We start from the raw sequence: 24,209 nt of genomic DNA on the forward strand, positions 1-24,209 counted from the left end.
CAGATTCCACGCAATCCGGCTATACAGATTCCCTATAGCAAAACGCCAAAAAAAGCTGCACCCCCATGAAGGAGGAGCAGCTTAAACATGGAGTCCCGGCGAAATCAGAACCAGATCAGATAGACCACACCGGCAAGTACAATCCGGTAGATTGCGAAGGGCAACAGCTTGATCCGGTTAATCAGCTTCAGGAAGAAACGCATCGATACCAGTGCGAATACGAAGGCGCTGATGAACCCGGCAATGAAGAACGGCAAGGCATCCAGCGTAAAATACTGCCAGTTCTTCAGCAGTGAAATCAGGCTCGCCCCGGCCATAATCGGCACCGCCATGATGAAGGTGAAATCGGCTGCCGCACGGTGGCTCATGCCCAGCAGAACCCCGCCGGATATCGTCGAGCCGGACCGCGAGAAGCCCGGCCACAGGGAGATACATTGGATCAATCCGACTGATAGCGCCTGCCTATATGTAATTTGATCCACACTCTCAGTCCGGGCATTCGCAGGCGCAAAACGGTCGGCACAAATCATGAATAACGCTCCAACCACAAGTCCAATCAGCACAGTAAAGGTAGAGAACAGATGCTCATCGATGTAATCCTCCAGCAGAAATCCGAAGATGCCGGCCGGTAGCAGTCCGACAAGGATATGTGTCAGCTTCAGCCGCCCTTCCGCCGGAGCCTGCCGCTGCCCTTCCGGCACTACGGCCAAGTCCTTGCGGCTGAGCTTCCCGAGGCCCAGCAGATCAATGAACCGGTTACGGAAAATAATGACGACTGCAAGAATGGAGCCTAATTGAATCACTACCTTGAAGGAGTTGGCCGTGTACTTCCCCAGGAACTCCTGCGATTTAAGCCACATATCATCTACGATGATCATATGGCCTGTCGAGGATACCGGAGCGAATTCGGTCAGCCCTTCCACAATTCCCAGAATGATTGCTTTGACAATGGTCAGCAGTTCCATGGCGATCCCCCTTTATTGTTTTCAATATAATAATTGTAAACTCGCACAGCTATTTCTGAAACTTACAGTTCGCTTGCAGTATGGCAAATTTTAATCATAACGCTGACTTGACAGGCAGAAACCAACAGCTTATATTTATATGCATGCGCATGCATTTATTATTTATCCATCCCATATAGAACGAAGGAGCGAAATTCATGACGAAAGATCTGTTCACCCCCTATGAGTATAAAAGCTTAAAACTGAAGAACCGGGTGGTAATGCCGCCCATGTGCCAATATTCAGTTACCAATAAGGATGGCATCGCTAACGACTGGCATTACAACCACTATGTAAGCCGCGCTGTCGGCGGCACCGGACTGATCATTGTCGAGATGGCTGATGTGGACCCGGACGGCCGGATTACCGATTATGATTTGGGCCTCTGGTCTGATGAGCAGATTCCTGCGCTGGCGCGGATTGTGGAAGCCAGTCATGCCCATGGAGCCAAAATCGGAATTCAGGTGGCCCATGCCGGACGCAAGGCGGAGGATGCCAAGGTTCCTGTCTCTTCTTCCGCAATTCCTTTTGACGGCAAGTCTAAGACTCCTCATGCCCTGACAACAGAAGAAGTTAAAGACATGGTCCAGAAATTCAAACGGGGCGTAGAGCGTGCGGTCCAGGCCGGGTTCGACACTATTGAGCTGCACGGCGCCCACGGCTATCTGATTCACCAGTTCCACTCGCCGCTGAACAACCAGCGGACTGATGAATACGGACAGGATCTGACCTTGTTCGGCCGGGAGGTGATCGCTGCCGCCAAGAGCGTGATGCCTGAGGATATGCCGCTAATCATGCGGATTTCCGCCAGAGAATATGTGAAAGGCGGCTACGGCCTCCAAGAGGGTCTGGAGATCAGCAGAGCCTATAAGGAAGCCGGGGCCGATATTTTCCATATCAGTTCAGGCGGTGAAGGAGCCGTTGACGCAGAGAATGGACCGGGCAACCATGCAGCCTATCAGTTACCGCTGGCAAGAACCATCCGCCAGGAGCTGAACGTACCGGTAATTGCTGTCGGCCGCTTGGATGAAGCGGTTCTTGCCAACGCCGTCATTAGCAATGAAGAAGCTGACTTGGTGGCGGTGGGCCGGGGAATGCTCCGTAATCCTTACTGGACGCTGGAAGCCGGTGTGACGCTGCGCAAAGACGCAAATATACCTAAGCAGTACGCATTAGGATTCCCGCGTTAAGGACAATTCGTCAGCAGCTTGCCTATGGTGATGGTATACTGTATAACAACTACTATTCATTAGAGGTATACACCGGGAGGATGAAGACATGACTAACCCCCCTTCAAATGATCTGATTAACAGCTGGTTATCGCTCTCTCTGATACAGATGAAGGTGGCCGCAGTCCTTGAAGCGAAGCTGACCGAGAACTATGAGCTATCGCTTAAGGAATTCTATGTATTGCTGTTTCTGTCCGAAGCCCCTGAGCAAAAACTGAAGCTCCAGCAGTTGGAATCGATGGTCGGGCTTAGCCAGAGTGCTGTGTCCCGGCTGGTCAGCCGCTTCGAAGCCAAGGGCTGCGGAGCGCTGGAGCGCAAGTCCTGCGAGGCAGACCGCAGAAGCATCTATACGTCCCTGACTGCCATTGGGCAGGACAAGGTTGACCGGGCGAAGCAGACCGTTCATGAAGTGCTGCAGAAAGCCTTTCCTGTAGACGACACGCAGCTGCTGCTGGAGCAGCTTATCCAGCTGAAGCAATCCTAGACCCGGGCAGCTGCCTGCCGGGTGAACCCGCCGTCCCTCCCGAGGGGCGGCGGGTTTTTGTCTGAACCTCCCTCTCCCCCTGAGCATACACCATACTATTAAGAAATTAAGTATAGCGGGGTGCAGCGTATGTTTTTCACAGCTATGCAGCTGGTTGGCGGTCTTATTCTCTCGGTAGGCTGGATTCCGCAGATTGTGCAGATCATCAGGACCCGTTCGGTTGCAGATCTCAGTCTGAAAGCTTACCTGCTGATGCTGCTGGGCATCCTTCTTATGGAAGCTTATGCGGTTAACCTGGCGGCGCAGGGGGTCGGACTTGCTTTTCTGATCACCAATTCCCTGTCGCTGGCGGTCGTAACAACGGTCGTCCTGCTGATTATCCGCTACCGTTCCCGAGGGCAACAATGAATTCTGTAGGCTGCACCTCCGTCCCATCTGCGTTATACTTTCTGTAATAAAAGGATGTGGGAGGTTCAATGAATGAAGCAAAATAAGTATGACGACGCGGGTTTTTTTGCGAATTACAGCCAGATGCCCCGCTCTACGGGCGGACTGGAGGCTGCCGGAGAATGGGAGGTCTTCCGTACTTTGCTGCCTGATCTGGCGGGCCAGCGGGTGCTTGATCTGGGGTGCGGGTTCGGCTGGCACTGCCGGTATGCCCGGGAGCAGGGGGCGGCTTCCGTCGTAGGCATAGATCTCTCCGCCAATATGCTGGAGCGTGCCCGTACGATGACAGACGACCCGAAGATTGAGTATCTCCAGCTCGCGATTGAGGATGCCGCATTCGGGGCAGAGCAATTTGATACCGTGATCAGCTCGCTGGCGATCCACTATATTGAAGATTTCGGCAGTCTCTGCCGCCAGGTCCGGCATTGCCTGAAGCCCGGGGGAGCCTTCGTCTTCTCTGTAGAGCATCCGATCTTCACCGCGCTCGCCGCGCAGGATTGGCATTACAGCCCGGACGGGGAGAAGCTGCATTGGCCCGTGGACAACTACCATGTGGAAGGGCTAAGGCTGGCTGATTTTCTCGAACACGAGGTTGCAAAATACCACCGGACCACCGCCACCTACCTGGGTACGCTGCTCGATTCCGGATTCGCCCTGAAGCAGCTGTCGGAGCTGCAGCCGACCCCTGAGATGCTGGAGAAGAATCCGGCTTGGCAGGAGGAGACGCGGCGTCCGATGTTCCTGCTGCTGTCGGCGGTGAAGCAGGAATAGCCGAATTACGCAGAACAAAATCATCGTACTGGATGAATGAGATTACCTGCGCGCCAGCACAATGTATGCTGTTTTTACCATACATTCGAGCCATGCACCTGCGCGCCCGCATATTGTATGCTGTTTTTACCATACATTCGGGCCATGCACCTGCGCGCCAGCATATTGTATGCTGTTTTTACCATACATTCGAGCCATGCACCTGCGCGCCAGCATATTGTATGCTGTTTTTACCATACATTCGGGCCATGCACCTGCGCGCCCGCATAATGTATGCTGTTTTTACCATACATTCGGGCCATGCGCCTGCGCACCGCACAATGTATGCTGTTTTTACCATACATTCGGGCCATGCGCCTGCGCACCGCACAATGTATGCTGTTTTTACCATACATTCGGGCCGCATAATTTTCTAATTAAATAAGGGGTAAGCTTCGCTTCCCCCAAAACATATAAATTCTTATCTTTTCAAAAAAAAGACCAGCCGGACGGTAGTCCGCTGACCTTTTATCATCCCCGTGGTTCACGGAGTTCACATTGCATTATTCACATTCACTGTGCCTTCCTGAGTCTTGGCAAGTGCGGACGGAATCTTAGGTGCCTGAACCAGCTTCCGTCTGCCCAGAGAGGTTGTAAAAGTGATTACATAACCGGCTACAACTACAGCCATCACAGTGTACAGGGTTTCTCTTAACGGCATATAGAAGAGGGAGAAAGCCAGAACGATTACATCCATCAGGATAAATACGGTTCCTACCTTAATACCTTTCCATTCACTGATCAGCACGGACAAAATATCGTCCCCGCCGCTCGCCCCGCCGCCCAGCAGGACCATTCCTGCGCCCAGACCTGTCAATACCCCGGACAACAGCGCCGCAACCGGCAAGTTATCCTGCAGGTCAATAACCCAGCCGGAATAGCGTTCCATCAGCCCGTAGAATACCGTGAAGGCCACTACGGAGATGAAGGTGTTCACTACGAATGATTTTCCTTTGAAAATGATTGCGATGATGAGTACCGGAATGTCCAATATCAGGATGCTAAGTGATGGTGAAATCCCCAGTACATACTTGCCGAGCAGCGACAATCCTACGAATCCGCCTTCGGTCAAGTGGTTCTGATAATTAATGTGATAATACGTAAATGCAAGCAATAGTGTTCCGGTCAAAATAATAGCTAACCGGAGCGGCAAACTCATGCCACTGTCTTGTTTCCTCATTACTCGGTCTCCCCTTATCGTATATGGCGGCTAGACGTTCGTGCCAGCCTCTACGGGGGGTTATACCGGAGGAGGTGTTGCTCCTTCGCATACAATACTCCCTTCCCTTCGCAGAAGCGGCTTCGTCAATGAACAACGGTTCGCGCACATTCTACAGGGAAGCTAAGTATAAGACAGATCATAACGTTTCCAAATCGTCCTTTGGGGAATCGTCCTTCGGGGACACATGGTATCCTGATCCTTTCTTTAGTTTGATATGTTCTGAATAGATTATACCACGCGGAGGGGCCACTCTAAACAGTTTCCATTAAAAATAAGCAATCAGCCCGGATTCCGCAGCAGACGGTTGACGGTCTCGCGGCGGACGCCGATCAATTGTCCGATCTCTTCCTGTGTCAGCAGATCTGTGAGCTGTGCGCCATGAGAATATTCGGTCAGCCAGCGGGTCAGCAGGGCCATCCGCTCCCCCGGCGTTCCAACGGTGAGATGATCGAGCCTTGTCTGCATGAACCGCACCTTCTCCTGAAGCAACAGGGCGATCTCCATCACCTTCTCAGGCTTCTCCCTCAGCTCCCGGTACCATTCTGCAGCCGGAATCAGCTCGACCTCACTTTTCATCATCGCCACTGCGGTTCCATGCGCCTCCTTCGGCGAAATGAGGGAATGATGCGGAACAGTCTCACCCGGATATAACAGGTTGAACAGTACCATGTTCCCGTTCTCATGCAGTCTCGTGACCTTGAACAGTCCGCTCTTCACCTTGAACAGGTTCTGGCCGCCGTCTCCCTGGCGGAATAAGACCTCACCTCTGTGCAGAATCATTTCGCATTCTCCTTTGCCTTCTCTGTATATATATTTTTAATTATACCGAAATAAGACACTAAAATGGAGGGGCAAGCGTAAAACAGCCATTTTCCAAGAGTTCAACGGTAAAGAAACCGCCTGGGGGCAGAGAAGAGTCTCTGCCCCCAGGCGGTTCCAGGGATAGGTAAAATACGTTATTTCACTGTGACCGGCTTCTTCCAAAGTCCCAGGATCAGCCCGGAAATTACAGAGCCGATCAGCACAGCCAGCAGAAACAGTGCCGCATTGCTGGACAGGAAGGCTACGAACACACCGCCATGCGGTGCGGGAACATTGAGGTTCCACAGCTGGGTAAGTCCGCCGGCTACGGCAGAGCCCAGAATACAGGAGGTGAGCACCCGCAGCGGATCAGCCGCAGCGAACGGAATGGCCCCTTCGGTGATGAACGACAAGCCCAGCACATAGTTGGTTACACCGGATTTGCGTTCGGTCTCCGTGAATTTATTTTTGAAGAACGAGGTTGCCAGGGCAATCGCCAGCGGAGGCACCATCCCTCCGGCCATCACTGCTGCCATCATCATTCCGTTTGTATTGCCGCTGGACGTAAACACGCCGATGGCAAAGGTGTAGGCTGCCTTGTTGAATGGACCGCCCATATCAATGGCCATCATCCCGCCAAGCACCAAGCCCAGCAGAATCTTGTTGCCGGTGCCCAGATTGTTAAGCGCATCGGTCAGTCCTCCGTTAATCCAGCTGAATAACGGATCGAACAGGAAGAACATAACCGCGCCGGTAATTAGCAAGCTGAATACGGGATAGAGCAGAATCGGCTTCAGACCGTCCAGTGTGCGCGGCAGGCCGGAGAAGGCTTTGCGGAGCATTACCACTACATAACCAGCCAGGAACCCGGCAGCCAGACCGCCGAGGAAGCCTGAATTGGAGTTAAGGGCCATCAGACCGCCGACCATACCCGGCATCAGCGCAGGCCGGTCACCGATGCTCATCGCGATAAATCCGGCAAGGATCGGAATCAGGAAGTGGAAGGCTCCGTCACCGCCGCCGATGCTCTGCAGCAGCTTGACCAGCGCATTGTCGGGACTGGCCACCTGTTCAATCAGGAAGGAGATCGCCAGCAGAATGCCTCCGCCGACTACGAACGGCAGCATATGCGAGATGCCGTTCATCAGGTCTTTGTAGATTTTGCTTCCAATAGAACCGGACTTCACAGGTGCTGAGCCTTCTTCATTGCGTCCAGAGCCGCGATAGATAGGCGCATCTCCTGTAACTGCAATCCGGATTAGCTCCTCTGACTTGCGGATACCGTCGCTAACCGGACGCTGGAGTACAGGCTTGCCGCTGAAGCGTTCCATCTCCACGTTCTTGTCGGCAGCGATAATCACGCCGCTGGCCCGGGCAATTTCATCTGCAGTCAGCACGTTCTGCGCACCCTCCGAGCCGTTAGTTTCGACACGGATATTGACACCCATCTCCTTGGCCTTCTTCTTGAGGGCATCCTCTGCCATATAGGTATGGGCGATTCCTGTAGGACACGCTGTTACAGCAACAACGAAGCTCTGTGAATCGGGGTTCCCGGTAATCATCCGTGCAGGTTCAGCTTGCGGCGCAGCTGCCTTCGGTGCAGCATCCTTCACCGCCGCTGCCTTGGCTTCCGCTTCTGCCTGGGCTTCCGCCTCCGCTTGCTTGGCATCGAATAAGGCGGACACCTCGGCAGGTGTCTTGGCATTCATGAGTTGTTCGATGAATTCGCTTTCAATGAGCAACCTGGACAGTGCTGCGAGTGTTCGCAGGTGCATATTTCCAGCTCCGTCCGGCGCGGCGATCATGAAGAATAGGTGGGCCGGCGCTTCATCCAGGGAGGCAAAATCAATTCCGGCGCTGCTCTTCGCAAATACCACCGTTGCTTCGCTAACAGCCTTGGTCTTGGCATGAGGCATGGCAATGCCTCCGCCGATGCCCGTGCTCGACTGGGCTTCACGCTCCAGAATCTTCTCCTTGAACAGCTTCGCATCCGCGATGCGTCCGCTGGCCGCGAGACTGGCAATCAGCTCGTCAATGGCCCCTTCCTTCGTGGTAGCCTGCAGCTCCATAATCATCGTTTCCTGTATCATCAAATCTGTAATTTTCATCAATTCTCAACTCCCCGAATGTACTTGAACCTGTTAACCTCTGTTATTCATAGCTGAGATATGGCAATAAGCGGACGAAGCTCTTCAATTAATGCCCGGTCTGCCAGATCATCGGAGAACGCTGTGGCACTTCCTGATGCCACACCGGCACGGAATGCTTCCAGCACATTCCCTGTCAGCGACAAGGTGCCCACGAATCCGGCAATCATCGAATCTCCCGCACCTACTGAATTCCTAACCTGGCCCTTAGGAGCGCTGGCGTGGAAGACTTCTTGCCCCGTAATGAACAACGCGCCTTCGCCAGCCATGGAGACCAGTACATGCTTGGCGCCGCCCGTAAGCAGCTTGCGTCCGTAAGTGATAATCTCCTCCCGGGTGCTGATCTGAACTCCGAACAGCTCCGCCAGCTCATGGTGATTCGGCTTGACCAGCAGCGGTCCCTGGGATAAGGCGTCCTGCAAAGCCTGCCCGGTTGTATCAATAACGAACTCCGCACCCTTCTGCTTGCATACTGCAATCAGCCTGCTGTAGAAATCCCCACCCAGCGAAGGTGGCGTGCTGCCTGACAGGATCACAATGTCACCCGGCTTCAGGGCTTCCAGCTTAAGCAGCAGTGCAGCCGTCTCGGTCTCCGTAATGACAGGACCGGCCCCATTAATCTCCGTCTCCTGGCCGGCCTTAAGCTTGATATTGATCCGGGTATCGTCCGCAATAGTAACGAATTCGCCGGCTATTCCCTCCTGGCCCAGCCAGGTGTCAATGTAGCCGCCGGTGAATCCGCCAAGAAATCCGGTGGCCGTATTCTCCACGCCGAGCTGCTTCAGAACACGCGATACGTTAATTCCCTTCCCGCCGGGCAGCTTCATATCCCGCTTCATCCGGTTGAGACCGCCTAGTGTTAGCTCTTCTACCTCCACGATATAATCGACGGAAGGATTGAGTGTCACCGTATAGATCATCATTCATCCCTCATTTATAATGTTTGTCTTCCCATCCCATCACACCAGTGTATAATCCACATCCAGCTTCTCAAGCTGCCTCCGGAAGCTATCCGGTATCCCCGTATCCAGAATGCAGTGGTCCATCTCCTGCAGATCTGCGACCTTACAGAAGGAGATCTGCCCAATTTTGCTGTGGTCGGCCAGCAGGATCGTCTGCTTCGCTACAGCGATCATTTTGCGCTTGGTGGCCGCTTCCAGCATATTCGGGGTCGTGATCCCTTCGCGGATATCCAGCCCGTTGGTGCCGAGGAAGGCCTTATCTACCCGAACCATATCCAGCGAGCGTTCGGTCATCGGTCCGACAAAAGCCATGGTGTCCGGCCTTAGCATCCCGCCTGTAATAGACACCTCAATATGGCGGCAGTCCTTCAGCTCGTTCAGCGCCATGATTGAGTTGGTAATGACCTTGAGATTACGGAACGATTTCAGCGCCCGGGCAATCTGCAGGGTGGTGGTACCTCCGTCAAGGAGAATGGCATCACCATCTTCAATCATCTCCACAGCCTTCCCGGCAATCCGCAGCTTCTCTTCCAGGAACCGGTCTTCCTTGTCAGGAACCGCCGCTTCAAAGTTCACACTCTGCAGGGACACCGCCCCGCCATGCGTACGCTTCAGCAGCCGCGCCTCCTCCAGCTCCTTGAGGTCCCTGCGGATGGTGGATTCAGAGACGGACAGCTCCTGGCCGAGCTCCTGAACCGAAGCTCTTGTATGCTTCTCGACAAACAGCAGAATCATCCGTTTGCGTTCTTCTTCAAACATGCAGCTCACTCCTTAGGATGTGCAGCTACCCGCTGCCGGATTCCTATATATACAGTAACTACTGAATTGAAAGATAAGATGACTGGATTCAAATCACTTGTGACTGATGTTGATCATTTGTGCTCATTTATGATTGTAACAGCGTTTTCATGAACTGTAAAGAGGCTACTATTCAGCCGGATACACTACTGCTGTAAGAATTGGCGTATGCTCTGCTCATTTATGCTCATTTCAGCCTTGTAACTATATCATCCGGTGCGGTAAATTACCTCCCGATTGCCCATTTCACAATGGCAGCGAGCGACATATTTATATTACATATGGGGAAAAGCGGGTGAACAGGAGATGGCCTATTACAATAACAACGGATATGGCAGCGCAGGCGGTAACGGCGGTAATGGCAGTAGCAGCGGCATTAACGGCCACGGAGGGGGCGGCAGTGACGGCCCAGTAGAAACCGAGGAGCTCAGTGCAGAGGATTATGCGATTATTGCCGCCGGCTTCGGCGTACTCGGGGAACTGTTTGCTTTTTTCTCTCTGGTAAAAGCCAAGCAGGTGACCAAGGAAACAGGCGGACAGGTAGGTGCCGGCATCGACCCGGTGCTGTTCGTACAGAACCGCAAAAAAAAAGCAGCCAGACGAAAGTCCCGCCGGCTGCGTTGATCCCTTATATTTTCCGAACCCATCGCTTACTTCAAAGGTATGACCTCATGCTTCGCAAATATGACCTGCACCTTCTCCCTCAGCTCCTCTTCGGGCAGAAGGACAATGACAATAATATGCTCCAGATCAGCATGCTCCGCATACGCCTCCGCGTCATCTTGCGGAATCCCCATTCCGATCAGGCTGACCGCTAGGCCGTCTGTCTCCAGATCCGCCCCCGCGAGCTTGCGGGCTGCCGGACCTGCTGCGACCGCAGAATCCGCGACCATATCCAGGCCTACCCCAAGCCCGCGGGCTGTACCGTACAAGCCATTATTCCCCTGCCCCGTCTCCACATCTCCAATCGCGGCATCCTTGCTGATGATCTCCAGCGTGTTCTTCTGCTTCGTGACAGCAGAGATATGCTTCGCCTTGATCCCATTCTTCTTCAATTCTTCGATCGCCAGCACCGCATCACTCCGGTGTCCAAAAATCCCCAATACCAATGTTGGCATGCGGCATCCCTCCTCTTACAGCTACTGCAATATTACCACTCTGCTACTGCGATATTACCACTCTGCCTGTGGCTTGAATCCCGCATGTGGCGGCGGCTCCCGGTCAGGTCTGAATCAATCTCTTCTAATTGGGTTATAAAGATACGTATACATAAACATAACTTAAGAGATAGGGGGGGCTGCTGTGCTTCAAAGCAAGTATTTTCGGACCTGCCTGGCCATTATCGCCTTTTTGACGATTCTGTACCTGGGCTCGAAGGTCATTTTTCTGTTCACACCGCTGGTATCTATCATTCAACTGCTGCTCGTACCCATGATGCTGTCGGGCTTTATGTATTATCTTCTGCGGCCGATTGTCAACTATCTGGGGACCAAAAATGTTAACCGCGGGCTGTCCGTCCTGCTGATTTATCTTGTGTTTACCGGACTGTTCGTCTTATTCTGGGTGCTGGTCTGGCCTACACTGCGCGAGCAAATCCAGAACTTCATTGACAATACGCCTTATCTGGTCGAGGGTATTCAGAATCAGTTCAACAAGCTCCAGAATGATCCGTCGTTCTCCCGCTTCTTCAAGGGTGACACGGATGTGACCACACGCCTGACGGAGTATGTGAACAGTGCCATTAACTGGGTGACCAATTCGATGTCCAATCTGATCACAGTGATCTCCAGTATTGTCGTGGTTATCGCTACCCTGCCGATCATTCTCTATTACATGCTGAAGGACGGGCACAAGCTGTCACCGATTCTTCAGGGCCTGATTCCGAGAAAGTACCGCAAGGAAGGCCAGGAGATGTTCAAGGATATTGACTCTGCACTCAGCGGCTTCATCGTTACACGTGTCCTGCTTAATGTGGTGCTGGGCATCTTGCTATACATCGGATTTTTGCTGATCGGCCTGCCTTATTCTCTGCTGCTCGCCGTGATCTCCATCCCGCTGAATTTCATTCCCTATGTGGGCTCGCTGCTGGCGGCGGTTCCGGTTGTTATCGTGGGGTTCATAGAATCGCCTTCTATGGCTATCTGGTCAGCGGTCGTCATTCTGATCGCGCAGCAGATTCAGGATAACGTGCTGTCACCGGTCATCTATGGCAAGTCGCTGGATGTTCACCCGTTGACAACAGTGCTGCTTGTACTTGTGGGGGGCGACTTCTATGGACTGATCGGCGTCCTCATTGCGCTTCCGGTCTATATGATTATCAAAATCATCTTCCTGCGCATATACGAGATCATTATCGCTGAACGGGTGGATCAACCCGTACCCGAGCCAAGTGCTCCGCCGGGGATTGAGATTGAGATCGTCAAGGACGATAAGGTATAGTAAAACAACCCCACAAAGCGGGGCTTTAGCGTAGGTGATAACTCAGGTACTTTGCGGGGGCTCCAAAACATATAAATTCTTATCTTTTAATAAAAAGCCCTCCGGCGCTGATGATCTCGCGCCGGAGGGCTTTTCAATGTACATGCTTGAATGTGTCCAGACTTTAGCCCCGCAGCGAGCGGACCACGAAAGTGTGGTTGCCCTTAGGCAGGTTCTGCCCGCCATGCAGCGTCACGGAGCCTTTGGTATGTGCGATGATCGTCGCATTGAATGCCACCAGCTGGTCCCCTTTCCAGACAGTAACCGCTGATTTGAAATAGACGGCATTATCAAACTGCAGACGTTCTCTCATGATATATCCGACCGAATGGAGAACCGGGGGCAAAGCCCTCTCTTTGGGAGCCAGGGCTTTGATGTACACAATATCGCGGAAAGGGACGGCAATCTCCTGATGCCCAATGACGGCTACCGAAGCTGCAAGATCCCATCTGCGCAGAACGCCTTTCATGATCGTATATGGCTGCTCGCCGCAGTACATAATGACCGGTCTGCCAACCCAATGCTTCATGGCTCCACGCCCTTCCCTGTGCCTGAACTACTTATACCTTCGGTATGGACCAGTCTATGCCCTTAAGCCCATGCTGCTCCAGATACTGGTTGGCCTGAGAGAACGGGCGGCTGCCGAGAAATCCGCGGTGTGCTGAGAACGGGCTCGGATGCGGAGACTGGATCACCTTATGTCTGCTGCGGTCAACGAACGCGCCCTTGAGCTGGGCATGGCTGCCCCACAGGATGAACACCATAGGTTCTGTCCGCTCGTTCAGCTTCTCCATAATGGCATCCGTGAAGGTCTCCCAGCCCAGACCCTTATGCGAATTCGGCTGGCCCTCGCGTACTGTCAGCACTGCGTTAAGCATCAGCACGCCCTCTTCCGCCCAGTGCAGCAGCGATCCGTGACCCGGCATCTCTACACCGAGATCACTATGCAGCTCCGCATAGATATTGCGCAGAGACGGCGGAATCCTTACACCCGGCTCTACCGAGAAGCTAAGGCCATGGGCCTGTCCTGCACCGTGATACGGGTCCTGTCCAAGAATGACTACCCGGGTCTTACTGTAAGGCGTCAGCTTCAGCGCCGAGAACAGCCTGTCCTTCGGGGGATAGACTGTATACTGCTTGTACTCGCGTGCCAGGGCATAGCGCAATTCCTCAAAGTAAGGCTTCTGCGTCTCTTCCTGCAGCACTTCATCCCAATCGTTGCCAAACATTCGGTTCTCCTCCCAATTCCCCTGCTATTAGTATTGTTTCATTACCTGTTATTAACCAGAATAACAGGAACTTATTTGCGGCCATAGTCCGCCTTGATCTCGCCCCATGACTTCGTCTGCCATTTCAGCACCTTGTTGTCATAAGTATGGCTGCGCAGCCAGCTCTCCGCCCGGTCAATCAGCTGCCAGATCTCCTCTGTAGAGGCATCCCGGGGCAAGGTCGTGGCCACCTTTTTCTGCTTGACCCATTTCATTGCATTGACAGAATCACTATAGACCGTCTTGCTGCTGCCTTCCTGCTTAAGATGAGCCAGCGCATGCACAATCGCCAGGAACTCTCCGAGGTTATTAGTCCCTTTGCGGATCGGACCGCAGGAGAAAATCACATCCCCGGTCTGGGTATCTACGCCTTTGTATTCGACCGGTCCGGGATTCCCCCGGGTGCCTACATCCACGGAGATGCTGTCATAATCAATCTCCTCAGATGTCTCCACGCCGGCACTCCGGCTCCAGGACTTGCCTGATTTGCTTGTGCCGGACGCCCCTGAAGCTGCCGCACCGGTTCCCCAGTTGCCCTTCCAGCCTGCCTTGAAGGCTGTCTCAGCCGCCGCCTTGCTCTCATAGGACTTATATTTCGCTCCGGTATAATGATCCGTCTGCGCCTGGCATTCCGCCCATGTATTGTAGACTCCGGGCTGCTTGCCTTCCCATACAACGTAGTATTTCTGCTTAGCCATTCCTATTGCTCCCTCCTGCCGGTGTAACCTTATCCAGAAACCTATTGTAATGCATACCGCGTTCATATTGAAGCATGAACACACTTACACGCCTGCTGCCAGCACGAATATCTATTTGGATAAATACCGGCAGGCGCGTTCATACTAATACGGCAGCTCAGTCCAGCACAGCCAGCGTAGTATCAATAATGGTCTGGAGCTTGCCCGCATCCCTCGTTGCCTTGACCATAACCCGCAGTCCAACCAAGGCATTGTGCAGATAAGCTGCAAGCGCGGGAGCCGCATGCCGGGAGGAGAGTTCTCCGGTCTCCTGTCCATGCAGGATCAGCTGTTCCATTAATCTCTCGGTATTCAAAAAAGCCTCATTGGCCCGCTCAGCAGCTTCCGGATCATGATTGGACAGCTCCACTGCCGTATTCACCAGCATACAGCCCTTCGGCTCCTCTTCACTTCTGTAAATTGTGGCTTCGAATAATAGGCGGATGGCTGCCTTGGCAGAGGTGATGCCCTCGATCCGGCTCTCCAGCCGGGAGCTTTGAAGGGCTGCAAAGCGCTCCAGCGCTTTTATATATAAGGTATGCTTGTCTCCAAAGGTGTCATACATGCTTCGCTTGTGAATTCCCATGCCGGCTACAAGATCCTGCATGGACGTCTTCTCATAGCCCTGCTGCCAGAAAATCGTCATTGCCTTGAGCAATACATCATCAATGTCAAACTCTTTGCTTCGCGCCATGATCATGCTCCTTTCGCGGTCTATTTTACCATTTATAGAACGATCGGTAAATATTATTGTAGCCGTGTTAACTAAATCACATCAATTCCGCACCAATCATTCTATATTAATTTTAAGGAAAATACCATCAGCATTACACACCCCAAGGAGGTTAACACAATGAGAAAGTTCGCAGTAATACTTGCGGCATTCACCCTGACCCTGCTTATCGGATGCGGCAACGCAAACAAAGATGCAGGCAACTCCGGCACAGCAGCGAACACGGGCAATACGGCGGCTACTGCTGCACCGGATGCAGTCACTTCAGCTTCGGTAGTCGATAACGGGGAAGCCTTCAAGAAGGCGATCAGCAAAGACGGCACCTGGATTGCAGCTACGCTGAAGGACCTGAGCTTCTCCGAGGAGCTTGTGCTCGACGGACAATTCATCCATAAGGAAGAGCCTGCCCGCAAAATCGCGCTCTATACCCAGGATGCCGATCACAACATCACGAATTCCTTCAAGCTCACCGCGCCCAAATTAACGATCCGTAGCGAGAATGCCCGGATTCAGGGAGGGACCTTTGTGGGTGATGTCTATGTAGAGGCTAACGGCTTCGCCGTCGTGAATGCCACCATTGAAGGTAATGTCTATTTCTCCGATGACAAATATCAGGCTACCTATTCCGCAGCAGACCAGGGTAAGGTAACCGGCGTCACCGAAGTGAAAAAATAATGCGGCAGGGTGCGGGGTGTTCCTCTTCGGGCAAGCGGCCGGGGAGAATACCCCTTTTTCTTGTTGTTGCCCGCGAAAAGAGGTGCTGGCCTAATGAAGTTCATCCATAAGTATGCTATCCTTCCCCTTCTGCTCCTGATGCTCTCCTCCTGCGGCGGACAGGATGTAGCGGAGCCGGAGCCGCAATACCGGATTCAGTCCGGCCATGATCTGAGGATTCTGACAACGAGTGACACCCATTATTTAGCGCAGGAGCTAAGGGATCTCGGACCTGCCTTCCAGCAGTTTCTGGCTGCCGGTGACGGCAAGCAGCTCGGCTACAGCAAGGAAATGCTGGAGGCGCTGGGCTATGATATCGGAATCCGCAAGCCGGATGTGGTGATTATCAGCGGGGATCTCAGCAACAACGGGGAAGAAGCCAGCCATAAGGAGCTGGCCGGACATCTGAAGCGCATTGAGCAAGACACCGGAACCCGGATCTATGTGATCCCGGGCAATCATGATATCCGGAATCCCTGGGCCCGGAGCTTCCGCGATAAGCGCCAATACGTCACAGATTCCGTGAGCGCCAAGGCATTCCGCCAGATCTATGGCAGCTTCGGTTATGATGAGGCCCTGCTGAGAGACGAGGATTCGCTCAGTTATCTGGCTGCCCCTTCGGAGGAGCTGTGGCTGCTCATGCTGGATACTGCACAGTACGGAGACAATAAAGCGCTGGGCCATCCCCAGCTGGAGGGCCGGGTGAGTGACCGGACCCTGGAATGGATCGCTGCCTGCGGCGCGAAGGCCGCTGCCGCAGGCGCGCAGCTCGTGACGGTCATGCATCACAGCCTGCTGAATCACAGTGAATTCATTCAGGAGGGCTTCACTGTAGAGGACCATGCCAAGGTTACAGAGGCCTTGATGCAGAGTGGTGTACGGACGGTTCTCAGCGGGCATATACACATTCAGGACATCAGTGAATATAGCCATGACGGGGAGCGTATCTATGACATCGCCAGCAGTGCTTTATCTGTTTTTCCCCATCAATACGGACTCTTAACCTATTCCTCCGCCCGTCAGACTCTGGATTACAGCACGGCAAGATTAGGGATGGAGCAATGGGCAGCAGCCTCCGGCAATACCGATCCAAATCTGCTGGACTTCAGAGCCTACAGTGAAGCCAACTTCCGCAAGCGGTCTGCCACCCGGAGTTATTACCGTCTGGCTGAAGACCCCGCTTACGCCCGTTATACGGAGGCTGCGCTGAAGCAAATGGCTGACGTTGTGGGAAGGCTGAACGAGAATTACTTTGCAGGCTCTGCTAGTACGGACAATGCAGCCGTGACCGCCACAGAAGGCTACCGGCTCTGGCAAGACGCCCCGCCAAGTGGAACGAGAAGCTATGTTCTGGAGATGGCCTCGCAGCAGCCGAAGAACAATCATGAACTGCATGTCCAGCTTCCTCAGCGGTGATGTTTGAAAAACTGGAAATAGGTGTAAAATAGACAAGTATGCTTACACCTACTGCTGAGGAGATGATAATCACCATGTTCACACGTATGGATGAGATTATGATTGAAATCCCGGACGTCGAGAAACCAGATCCTAATGCTGCAGCAGCCGTACAAGAGCTGCTCGGAGGCAAATTCGGTGAGATGTCAACACTCAATAACTACTTGTACCAGTCCTTCAACTTCCGGTCCAAGGACAAGCTGAAGCCCTTCTACGACCTGGTAATGAGCATTACCGCCGAAGAGCTGGGCCATGTTGAGCTGGTCTCCCACGCCGTGAACAAATGTCTAAGAGGTTCCACGGCTTATAAGAAACCGGATTCCACACCGCTTGCGGATGTCAAAGACGCACGGCTGTCTTATCATTTCCTGGCAGGCGCACAGGGGGCCATGCCGTTCGATTCGATGGGCAATCCATGGACCGGAGCTAATGTGTTCAACAGCGGTAATCTGGTGGAGGACCTGCTTCATAACTTCTTCCTGGAGTGCGGGGCCAGAACCCATAAAATGAAGGTCTACGAAATGACCGACCACCCTGCAGCCCGGGCGGTAGTCGGCTTCCTGCTTGTCCGTGGAGGTGTTCACGTGGTCGCTTACGCCAAGGCGCTGGAGATTGCCACAGGCGTCAATGTTACCAAGCTGGTGCCCATTCCTTCCTTGGACAACAAAGCTTTCAATGAAGCCAGAAAGTACGAGGAAAAAGGCGTTCATACGAAGCTGTACACCTGGAGCGATAAGGATTTCAGCTCCATTGACCAGATCTGGAAGGGGACTCACCCGGAGGACGGGCTGCCGCTTGAGGTCATTCAGGGCGTACCGGAAGGCTTCCCTATCCCCGAGGCCCCGGAAGTGAAGGAAGAATTCGCACCGGGCATCTCTGCCGAGGAATTCAAGGAGATTGCCAAACGGCTGAAAATGGCCGGGAATATTCATGACTAGCAGCTTGAGCCAAGCCTAGCGGATAATAGCACCGATAGAGAAGCGGATGTCCCGGAAGCCATGAACTGGCTGCCGGAACATCCGCTTTGTTTGGGTATGGATACTTCTAAGATCTCTGCCTTATAACTCCGGCTCAAGCAGCAGTGAGGTATCGGCAACAGCCCGCCCATTCACAAGCAGCACAAGGGTATGCTCTCCGGGATAGTGCTTCCGTGTAGTCAGGTTGGCCCAGCGGTGGGTCCTTGTACCGGAGAGTCTGGTGCCGCCGGGCACGGTTTTGTCGGATAACAGAAACAGCTTGCGCGAGGTCTTGCCGCCGGCCTTGACGAAGTTGATTCCGTATTCAATACGGATGTGCACCGGACCGCCCTCCCGGATCGTCAGAGTGTATTGCAGCTCACAGTGCTCCCCAATCCGCAGCTCGGCCGGTTCGGCCGTTAGGACAGCCGAGCTGACCAGCGGGGTGCCGCTCTCCTCCGGGGCATATCCGAACAGCTCCATGATCTCAGGGTCCGCCTTGCGGATCAGAGAGCGGCAGCCATGCCGCACAATCCAGTTCGTATTTACATTACTGCCCAGCCAGCGGCGGGCGGTAGCTATCACGATATCAGGGTGATCCTTCGCGATATCGTTCAGGTTGTTGGCTACACTTTTGCGCACATAGAGTGACGGGTCAGCCTTCAGCTTCTCCAGCAGCGGCAATAGCGGAGACGGATCGCGCTTGAACATCGGCAATGCCTGGCCCCAGGGCAGGCGGGGACGGCTGCCCTCGCTGGCGAGCCGCCGCACATGCTCCCCCGGATGCTCCGCCCAGACCAGCATTTGAGCCATCATCCGCTGCGGGTCACGCAGCAGGAACGGCCTGACGGCAAATTCCGCCGAGGACTTCGGGGTGAACCGCTCCAGCGCCTCCATCGACAGCTCCCAGTGCTCCTCACCTCCGCCATACACCTCTACGAAATCCGGGAAAATCAGATACGGGAAGCCGACACAGTCCTTATCTATCGCATACAATATCTTCAGCGCTTCCTCATAGTCCGGGGGCAGGCAGCTGCCCAGTGTCTCTGTAATCCTCCGCATCCGTGCCTTCAGCTCCAACTCCTCCCACGGCTCCCTCATCGCCTCAGCCATGAAACGGCCTAGCTCGAACGAACCGTAGACGGCTTTAATCTTCATTCCCAGGCTATGCAGGAATTCTTGGTTGTACATTGCTTTCAGGGGTTCGGCCATTCTTGAATTCCTCCTGCTGATGTAATTGGATTCTCTTATAATGAGAGCATACCATACGAACCGGACATCCCTGTGTCAACTTTCGGCTGGATATATATACACCAAGTATAGCCTATGTTCAAATCCGGCAGCCTGTCGTACAATAAGATTTAAGTTTTTTCCGCTGACGATGAACTTATTTGATGAAAGGACTGGGACTTTTGCCACAGACACTTGTTAAAAACATTGACTTTTTCGTAGCCGCACTGTCACAGACCTTCGTATCCGCCCTCCAGCTTGACCCTGACGGAATGTACTCCCAGGTAGGCAGCGGAGTCGTTGACAAATTCTCTGATGAGTATGTCCGGCTGAAAAGATTCGACGGCTCCACCTCGCATTACGCCCGCGATATTACGAAATTCCAGCACAACCATGCCTGAGAAGGCTTCGGGGTCTCTTCATCAGAGGAGAAGCAGCGCTCGCCTGTGATCCTCCCTCCCCTCTTCAAACGCAGACCCTGGACCCTGATCCGGGTCTGTTTTTGCGTTGACTTTTCACAAAATATTAACGTGTGCATTCCAATAAACTATTGACTTGACGCTGCTGGAGAACTAAACTGAAATCGTTAACAATTCCATGTACCCGGGGAGAACCTATGATTACCATCAAAGATATTGCCCGTGTTGCCGGTGTGTCCCATACTACTGTATCGAGGGCGCTGAACGGCAACCCGCTGATCAAGAAGGCCACCCGGGATAAGATTGAACGGATTGCCGCCGAAATGAATTATGTGCCCAATTACAGTGCCAAGAGCCTGGTCACCAAAAGATCGTTCATCATCGGCCTGTTCTTCTCCAGTATTGAGCAGGGGACTTCCTCAAGCTTCCTGGTGGATGCCATCAAAGGCATTACGCACATTCTCGATGAGAACTATAATCTGACGGTGAACGGGATCGACGGTGTGCAGCATTTCAGCAATATTCAGCCGCAGCGCTTCGACGGCATTCTGGTCATGAGCCAGAGCGATGAAGACAATGCCTTCATCTATCATGTGAAGAAGACCGGCATTCCGCTAGTGGTGCTGAACCGCCAACTGGAGGACCCCGGCATCATGAACGTGGTCGCCAATGACCGCGAAGGCGTCAAGGAAGCGATTGATTATGCTGTGCAGCAGGGTCACCGCAAGCTGGCTATTATTGAAGGCAAGCCCGGCTTCAAGTCCTCAAGCGAACGTAAGCAGGGCTTCCTGGACAGTCTGATTGCAGGCCGGCTTCCGCTGAACCCTGATTATTTTGCCCCGGGAGATTACAGCATTGAGAGCGGATATGCGGCGATGAGCAAGCTGCTTAGCCTGGAGGACCGGCCTACGGCTGTGTTCTGCTCCAATGATGATATGGCGATTGGCGCCATGAATGCCTGCTATGCCCACAAGGTGCAGGTGCCGGAGCAGATCTCACTGATCGGCTTCGATGATATGATGTTCGCCCGCTATACGAATCCTGCCCTGACCACGGTCCGCAAGCCGATTGCCGAGATCAGTGAGCTCGGCATTACCATGCTGATCCAGCTGCTTCAGCAGCCGGAGACTCCACCGCAGCAGCTGTTCGTTAAGACTTCGCTGGTGGTAAGGGATACGGTTGCAGAAGTATAACTCTATTTCAACCTACCCGCTATTTTCTGCAGATACGGAGCCTTCCTGGACAAGAGAAGGAATTCCGGATCTTGCTTAAAATAAAATGTTAACGTGTGCAAATTATCACTGTATTTTAAAGGAGATCATGACCACTATGACAAACCGTTTATCCAGAAGCACTCACCCAGGGCTAACCCTCCATCCGGAACGGATGATTCAGTTCGGCGAAGGCAACTTCATGCGTGCGTTCGTAGACTGGCAGCTGCAGCAAATGAACAATCAGGGTCTGTTCAACGGAAGCGCTGTCCTCATTCAGCCCATTGCGCAGGGAACCGGAGGCGTAGCTGATCTGATGGCCGCTCAAGACAACCTCTACACCGTACTGCTTAATGGCATCATGGACAACGAGACCGTCAATTCCCGCGAAATTATCAGCTCGGTCAGCCGGGTGATTAACCCATACATGGATTATGAAGCTTATCTCGCGCTCGCCGAGAATGATGATCTGGAGTTCATCACCTCCAATACTACCGAAGCCGGCATTGCCTATCTTCCAGGCGACCGCGCAGACGATGCCCCCCCTAAGAGCTTCCCGGGCAAGCTGACTGCGCTGCTCCACCGCCGCTTCGAGCTTGGCAAGAAAGGCTTCGTCATTATCCCCTGCGAGCTGATTGACCGCAACGGCGAGAAATTACTGGAGATCGTAGAACGTTATGCGGCTGACTGGAATCTTGGTGCAGAATTCCTCCAATGGCTAAAGTCCGAGAATACCTTCTGCTGCAGTCTGGTGGACCGGATTGTCCCTGGTTATCCGCGTGACCAGGCTGCCGCCCTCGAAGCTGAGCTCGGCTATCTTGATGACGTAATGGTAACCGCAGAGCCGTTCCTCTTCTGGGTCATTGAAGGACCGGAGTCTCTGACAGAGCGCCTGCCGCTGGCTAAGGCCGGACTGAATGTCGTGGTGACACCGGATATGACGCCTTACCGCGAACGCAAGGTTCATCTGCTGAACGGACCGCATACCGCTATGGTCCCTCTGGGCCTGCTCGCCGGTCTTGAGACGGTTGAAGACGTCATGAATGACGGTACCTTCTCCCGCTTCGTGAAGCAGTTGATTGAAGAGGAGCTGATCCCTATGCTGGATCTGCCTGCCGGGCAGCTATTGTCATACGCCGATGCCGTACAGGAGCGCTTCCGCAATCCGTTCATCCGCCATGAGCTGACCTCCATCTCGCTCAACAGCATTTCCAAATTCAAGGCCCGCCTGCTCCCGGTTCTGCTTCGCTACCAGCAGGAACGCGGCCAGCTTCCGGAGCGGATGACCCTCGCCTTCGCCGCCCTGCTGCTCAGCTACCGGGGCGACCGTATTCGCCGGCAGGACGGCGCAGAGGTACTGGCAGTGTTCGATCAGGCCTGGAGCCAGCCGGCCAGCTTCGTGAACACCATTCTTGGCGACAGCAGCCTGTGGGGACAGGATCTTACCCTGCTGCCGGGACTGGCTGATGCGATAGCCGCCCATTTGCATCAGCTGGAGCATGAAGATTCCCGCGCAGCATTACAGGAACTCGTCGGCTGAACCGGCGAGTTTGCACGAAGAAGTTCAGAGAAGCGCAGCTTACAAACTTTTAGGAGGGCCAACATGAAAAACTTAATGAAAATGAACCCGAGAGATACGGTAGCTGTAGCCTTACGGCCGATTGCTGCCGGAGAAGAACTCACGATAGACGGACTAACGCTTCAGGCCGCCCAGGAGATTCCGCAGGGGCATAAGATTGCCCTGACCGGTTTCAGCAGCGGAGACATCATTACCAAATACGGTTCCCCGATCGGCCATGCCACGGCTCCGATTGCCGCAGGCGACTGGATTCATACGCATAACATCAAAACCAATCTGTCCGGGGAGGAAGAATACGAGTATGTGCCTGATGTCCATCCGGTGATTTATCCGCGCCGTGATTTGACCTTCCAGGGGTACCGGCGGAGTAACGGCAAGGTGGGCATCCGTAATGATCTGTTCATTATTCCGACCGTGGGCTGTGTGAACGGCGTTGCCGAGCAGATGCTTCAGGAGTTCAAGGCCGAGCATCCCGATCTTGGCGGATTCGACAACCTGACCGTGCTGAAGCATCCTTACGGCTGCTCCCAGCTGGGCGATGATCACCGCATGACCCGCAGCATTCTGCTCGATGCCGTTAATCATCCCAATGCAGGCGGTGTACTCGTCTTCGGCCTTGGCTGCGAGAACAATATCGTCTCCGAGTTCCGCAGCATGCTGGGCGATTATGACGGGTCCCGGGTTAAGTTCCTGGTGGCCCAGGAGGTAGGCAATGAGCTGGAAGCCGGTCTTGTGCTGCTGGAGGAGCTGTATGAAGCCGCTGCGAACGACGTTCGTGAGCCGGTTCCGCTCAGTGAGCTGAACATCGGGCTGAAATGCGGTGGCTCGGACGGATTCTCCGGCATTACGGCCAACCCGCTGCTGGGCGCATTCTCCGACTTCATCATCTCTCAGGGCGGAACCTCGGTGCTGACAGAGGTGCCGGAAATGTTCGGTGCGGAGAAGGTGCTGATGGCCCGCGCTGAGAGCAAGGAGGTCTATGATGATATCGTCTCGCTGATCAATAACTTCAAGCAGTATTTCCTCTCTTACGGCGAGCCTGTCTATGAGAATCCGTCTCCCGGCAACAAAGCCGGCGGCATCAGCACACTGGAGGACAAATCGCTCGGCTGCACCCAGAAGGCCGGTTCGTCGCCGGTGGTGGATGTATTGCAGTATGGCGTGAAGCTGCGCAAAAAAGGGCTGAGCCTCTTACAGGCTCCCGGCAACGATCTGGTCGCTGCGTCTGCGCTTGCCGCTTCCGACTGCCAGCTCGTGCTGTTCACCACCGGCCGCGGCACGCCTTTCGGCAGCTTTGTGCCTACGGTTAAGATAGCAACGAACAACGACCTTTTTGCCAAAAAAGGCCACTGGATGGACTTCAACGCAGGCCCCCTGCTGGAAACGCCGATGGCCGATGTGCTGGAGGAATTCATCACGTATATCATTGATGTCGCCAGCGGCCAAAAAACACGGAACGAGCAGAATGAAGTGCGTGAGCTGGCTATTTTCAAAACAGGCGTTACCTTGTAGAACTTATTCCAAT

The 24,209-nt window shown here is 53.7% G+C and carries 25 protein-coding genes; 13 read left to right on the forward strand and 12 right to left on the reverse strand.

Annotated features, from left to right (window positions below; all coding sequences use genetic code 11):
• Positions 1 to 104: 104 nt before the first annotated feature.
• The gene (locus NYE26_RS20250; protein ID WP_209871277.1) at positions 105 to 965 is read right to left on the reverse strand and encodes an undecaprenyl-diphosphate phosphatase; all 861 of its coding nucleotides are present in this window, start codon (positions 963 to 965) and stop codon (positions 105 to 107) included.
• Between the two features lie 197 nt (positions 966 to 1,162).
• On the opposite strand from NYE26_RS20250, the gene NYE26_RS20255 reads away from it, so the two are divergent.
• The 4 genes from NYE26_RS20255 (at position 1,163) to NYE26_RS20270 (ending at position 3,935) form a co-directional block, all read left to right on the forward strand.
• On the forward strand, positions 1,163 to 2,194 hold the full coding sequence (locus NYE26_RS20255) for an NADH:flavin oxidoreductase/NADH oxidase (protein WP_339249620.1): 1,032 nt from the start codon (positions 1,163 to 1,165) through the stop codon (positions 2,192 to 2,194).
• A gap of 88 nt (positions 2,195 to 2,282) precedes the next feature.
• A complete protein-coding gene (locus tag NYE26_RS20260; protein ID WP_339249622.1) occupies positions 2,283 to 2,717 on the forward strand; it encodes a MarR family transcriptional regulator in 435 nt (144 codons plus the stop codon).
• Positions 2,718 to 2,846: 129 nt separating this feature from the next.
• A complete protein-coding gene (locus tag NYE26_RS20265) occupies positions 2,847 to 3,125 on the forward strand; it encodes a PQ-loop domain-containing transporter (RefSeq protein ID WP_339249624.1) in 279 nt (92 codons plus the stop codon).
• A 72-nt stretch (positions 3,126 to 3,197) separates the two neighbouring features.
• Positions 3,198 to 3,935, forward strand: coding sequence for a class I SAM-dependent methyltransferase (locus tag NYE26_RS20270; RefSeq protein WP_339249626.1), 738 nt, complete (start codon positions 3,198 to 3,200; stop codon positions 3,933 to 3,935).
• 532 nt (positions 3,936 to 4,467) lie between these two features.
• Here NYE26_RS20270 and NYE26_RS20275 read toward each other — a convergent pair.
• The 5 genes from NYE26_RS20275 to NYE26_RS20295 form a co-directional block, all read right to left on the reverse strand.
• Positions 4,468 to 5,154, reverse strand: coding sequence for a YitT family protein (locus NYE26_RS20275; RefSeq protein ID WP_036698508.1), 687 nt, complete (start codon positions 5,152 to 5,154; stop codon positions 4,468 to 4,470).
• A 321-nt stretch (positions 5,155 to 5,475) separates the two neighbouring features.
• A complete protein-coding gene (locus NYE26_RS20280) occupies positions 5,476 to 5,976 on the reverse strand; it encodes a Crp/Fnr family transcriptional regulator (protein ID WP_036731809.1) in 501 nt (166 codons plus the stop codon).
• Between the two features lie 176 nt (positions 5,977 to 6,152).
• Positions 6,153 to 8,105, reverse strand: coding sequence for a fructose-specific PTS transporter subunit EIIC (locus NYE26_RS20285; RefSeq protein WP_036731805.1), 1,953 nt, complete (start codon positions 8,103 to 8,105; stop codon positions 6,153 to 6,155).
• A 47-nt stretch (positions 8,106 to 8,152) separates the two neighbouring features.
• Positions 8,153 to 9,064, reverse strand: coding sequence for a 1-phosphofructokinase (gene pfkB / locus NYE26_RS20290; protein WP_339257553.1), 912 nt, complete (start codon positions 9,062 to 9,064; stop codon positions 8,153 to 8,155).
• A 39-nt stretch (positions 9,065 to 9,103) separates the two neighbouring features.
• Positions 9,104 to 9,865: a DeoR/GlpR family DNA-binding transcription regulator gene (locus tag NYE26_RS20295; protein WP_036731798.1), complete on the reverse strand. Its 762-nt coding sequence runs from the start codon at positions 9,863 to 9,865 to the stop codon at positions 9,104 to 9,106.
• 345 nt (positions 9,866 to 10,210) lie between these two features.
• On the opposite strand from NYE26_RS20295, the gene NYE26_RS20300 reads away from it, so the two are divergent.
• On the forward strand, positions 10,211 to 10,528 hold the full coding sequence (locus NYE26_RS20300; protein ID WP_036731795.1) for a hypothetical protein: 318 nt from the start codon (positions 10,211 to 10,213) through the stop codon (positions 10,526 to 10,528).
• A gap of 26 nt (positions 10,529 to 10,554) precedes the next feature.
• Here the strand turns inward: NYE26_RS20300 and NYE26_RS20305 are convergent, their stop codons facing one another.
• Positions 10,555 to 11,022 (reverse strand): general stress protein, encoded by a 468-nt coding sequence (locus NYE26_RS20305; protein WP_036731792.1) that lies wholly within the window; start codon positions 11,020 to 11,022, stop codon positions 10,555 to 10,557.
• Positions 11,023 to 11,206: 184 nt separating this feature from the next.
• On the opposite strand from NYE26_RS20305, the gene NYE26_RS20310 reads away from it, so the two are divergent.
• A complete protein-coding gene (locus NYE26_RS20310) occupies positions 11,207 to 12,343 on the forward strand; it encodes an AI-2E family transporter (protein ID WP_051478588.1) in 1,137 nt (378 codons plus the stop codon).
• Between the two features lie 163 nt (positions 12,344 to 12,506).
• Here the strand turns inward: NYE26_RS20310 and NYE26_RS20315 are convergent, their stop codons facing one another.
• The 4 genes from NYE26_RS20315 to NYE26_RS20330 form a co-directional block, all read right to left on the reverse strand.
• Positions 12,507 to 12,911 carry a hypothetical protein gene (locus NYE26_RS20315; RefSeq protein ID WP_036731789.1) on the reverse strand — a complete coding sequence of 135 codons (405 nt, stop codon included), beginning with the start codon at positions 12,909 to 12,911 and terminating at the stop codon, positions 12,507 to 12,509.
• Positions 12,912 to 12,942: 31 nt separating this feature from the next.
• On the reverse strand, positions 12,943 to 13,611 hold the full coding sequence (gene ung / locus NYE26_RS20320) for a uracil-DNA glycosylase (RefSeq protein ID WP_339249631.1): 669 nt from the start codon (positions 13,609 to 13,611) through the stop codon (positions 12,943 to 12,945).
• A gap of 71 nt (positions 13,612 to 13,682) precedes the next feature.
• Positions 13,683 to 14,348: a ribonuclease H family protein gene (locus NYE26_RS20325; protein WP_339249633.1), complete on the reverse strand. Its 666-nt coding sequence runs from the start codon at positions 14,346 to 14,348 to the stop codon at positions 13,683 to 13,685.
• Between the two features lie 157 nt (positions 14,349 to 14,505).
• Positions 14,506 to 15,081, reverse strand: coding sequence for a TetR/AcrR family transcriptional regulator (locus tag NYE26_RS20330; protein WP_339249635.1), 576 nt, complete (start codon positions 15,079 to 15,081; stop codon positions 14,506 to 14,508).
• Positions 15,082 to 15,240: 159 nt separating this feature from the next.
• Between NYE26_RS20330 and NYE26_RS20335 the strand changes: the two genes are divergently transcribed.
• The 3 genes from NYE26_RS20335 to NYE26_RS20345 all read left to right on the forward strand — a co-directional run bounded on the left by NYE26_RS20335 (position 15,241) and on the right by NYE26_RS20345 (position 18,227).
• Complete coding sequence (locus NYE26_RS20335; RefSeq protein ID WP_339249637.1) at positions 15,241 to 15,795, forward strand: hypothetical protein; 555 nt, start codon at positions 15,241 to 15,243, stop codon at positions 15,793 to 15,795.
• 93 nt (positions 15,796 to 15,888) lie between these two features.
• On the forward strand, positions 15,889 to 17,250 hold the full coding sequence (locus tag NYE26_RS20340; RefSeq protein WP_339249639.1) for a metallophosphoesterase: 1,362 nt from the start codon (positions 15,889 to 15,891) through the stop codon (positions 17,248 to 17,250).
• 74 nt (positions 17,251 to 17,324) lie between these two features.
• On the forward strand, positions 17,325 to 18,227 hold the full coding sequence (locus tag NYE26_RS20345; protein WP_036731772.1) for a manganese catalase family protein: 903 nt from the start codon (positions 17,325 to 17,327) through the stop codon (positions 18,225 to 18,227).
• Between the two features lie 120 nt (positions 18,228 to 18,347).
• Here the strand turns inward: NYE26_RS20345 and NYE26_RS20350 are convergent, their stop codons facing one another.
• Positions 18,348 to 19,457 (reverse strand): hypothetical protein, encoded by a 1,110-nt coding sequence (locus NYE26_RS20350; RefSeq protein ID WP_339249641.1) that lies wholly within the window; start codon positions 19,455 to 19,457, stop codon positions 18,348 to 18,350.
• A gap of 200 nt (positions 19,458 to 19,657) precedes the next feature.
• Here NYE26_RS20350 and NYE26_RS20355 point away from each other — a divergent pair, with 200 nt between their 5' ends.
• From NYE26_RS20355 to NYE26_RS20370, 4 genes are all read left to right on the forward strand, one after another.
• Positions 19,658 to 19,876, forward strand: a complete 219-nt coding sequence (locus tag NYE26_RS20355; RefSeq protein WP_081751390.1) for a hypothetical protein — start codon at positions 19,658 to 19,660, stop codon at positions 19,874 to 19,876.
• Between the two features lie 215 nt (positions 19,877 to 20,091).
• Positions 20,092 to 21,087 (forward strand): LacI family DNA-binding transcriptional regulator, encoded by a 996-nt coding sequence (locus NYE26_RS20360; protein WP_036731763.1) that lies wholly within the window; start codon positions 20,092 to 20,094, stop codon positions 21,085 to 21,087.
• Positions 21,088 to 21,223: 136 nt separating this feature from the next.
• The gene (locus NYE26_RS20365; RefSeq protein ID WP_081751389.1) at positions 21,224 to 22,645 is read left to right on the forward strand and encodes a tagaturonate reductase; all 1,422 of its coding nucleotides are present in this window, start codon (positions 21,224 to 21,226) and stop codon (positions 22,643 to 22,645) included.
• 63 nt (positions 22,646 to 22,708) lie between these two features.
• Positions 22,709 to 24,196, forward strand: coding sequence for an altronate dehydratase family protein (locus NYE26_RS20370; protein WP_036731758.1), 1,488 nt, complete (start codon positions 22,709 to 22,711; stop codon positions 24,194 to 24,196).
• Positions 24,197 to 24,209: the final 13 nt, after the last annotated feature.

Origin of the sequence: Paenibacillus sp. FSL P2-0136, assembly GCF_037975325.1 — a bacterium.
GTDB lineage: Bacteria > Bacillota > Bacilli > Paenibacillales > Paenibacillaceae > Paenibacillus_AQ > Paenibacillus_AQ silagei.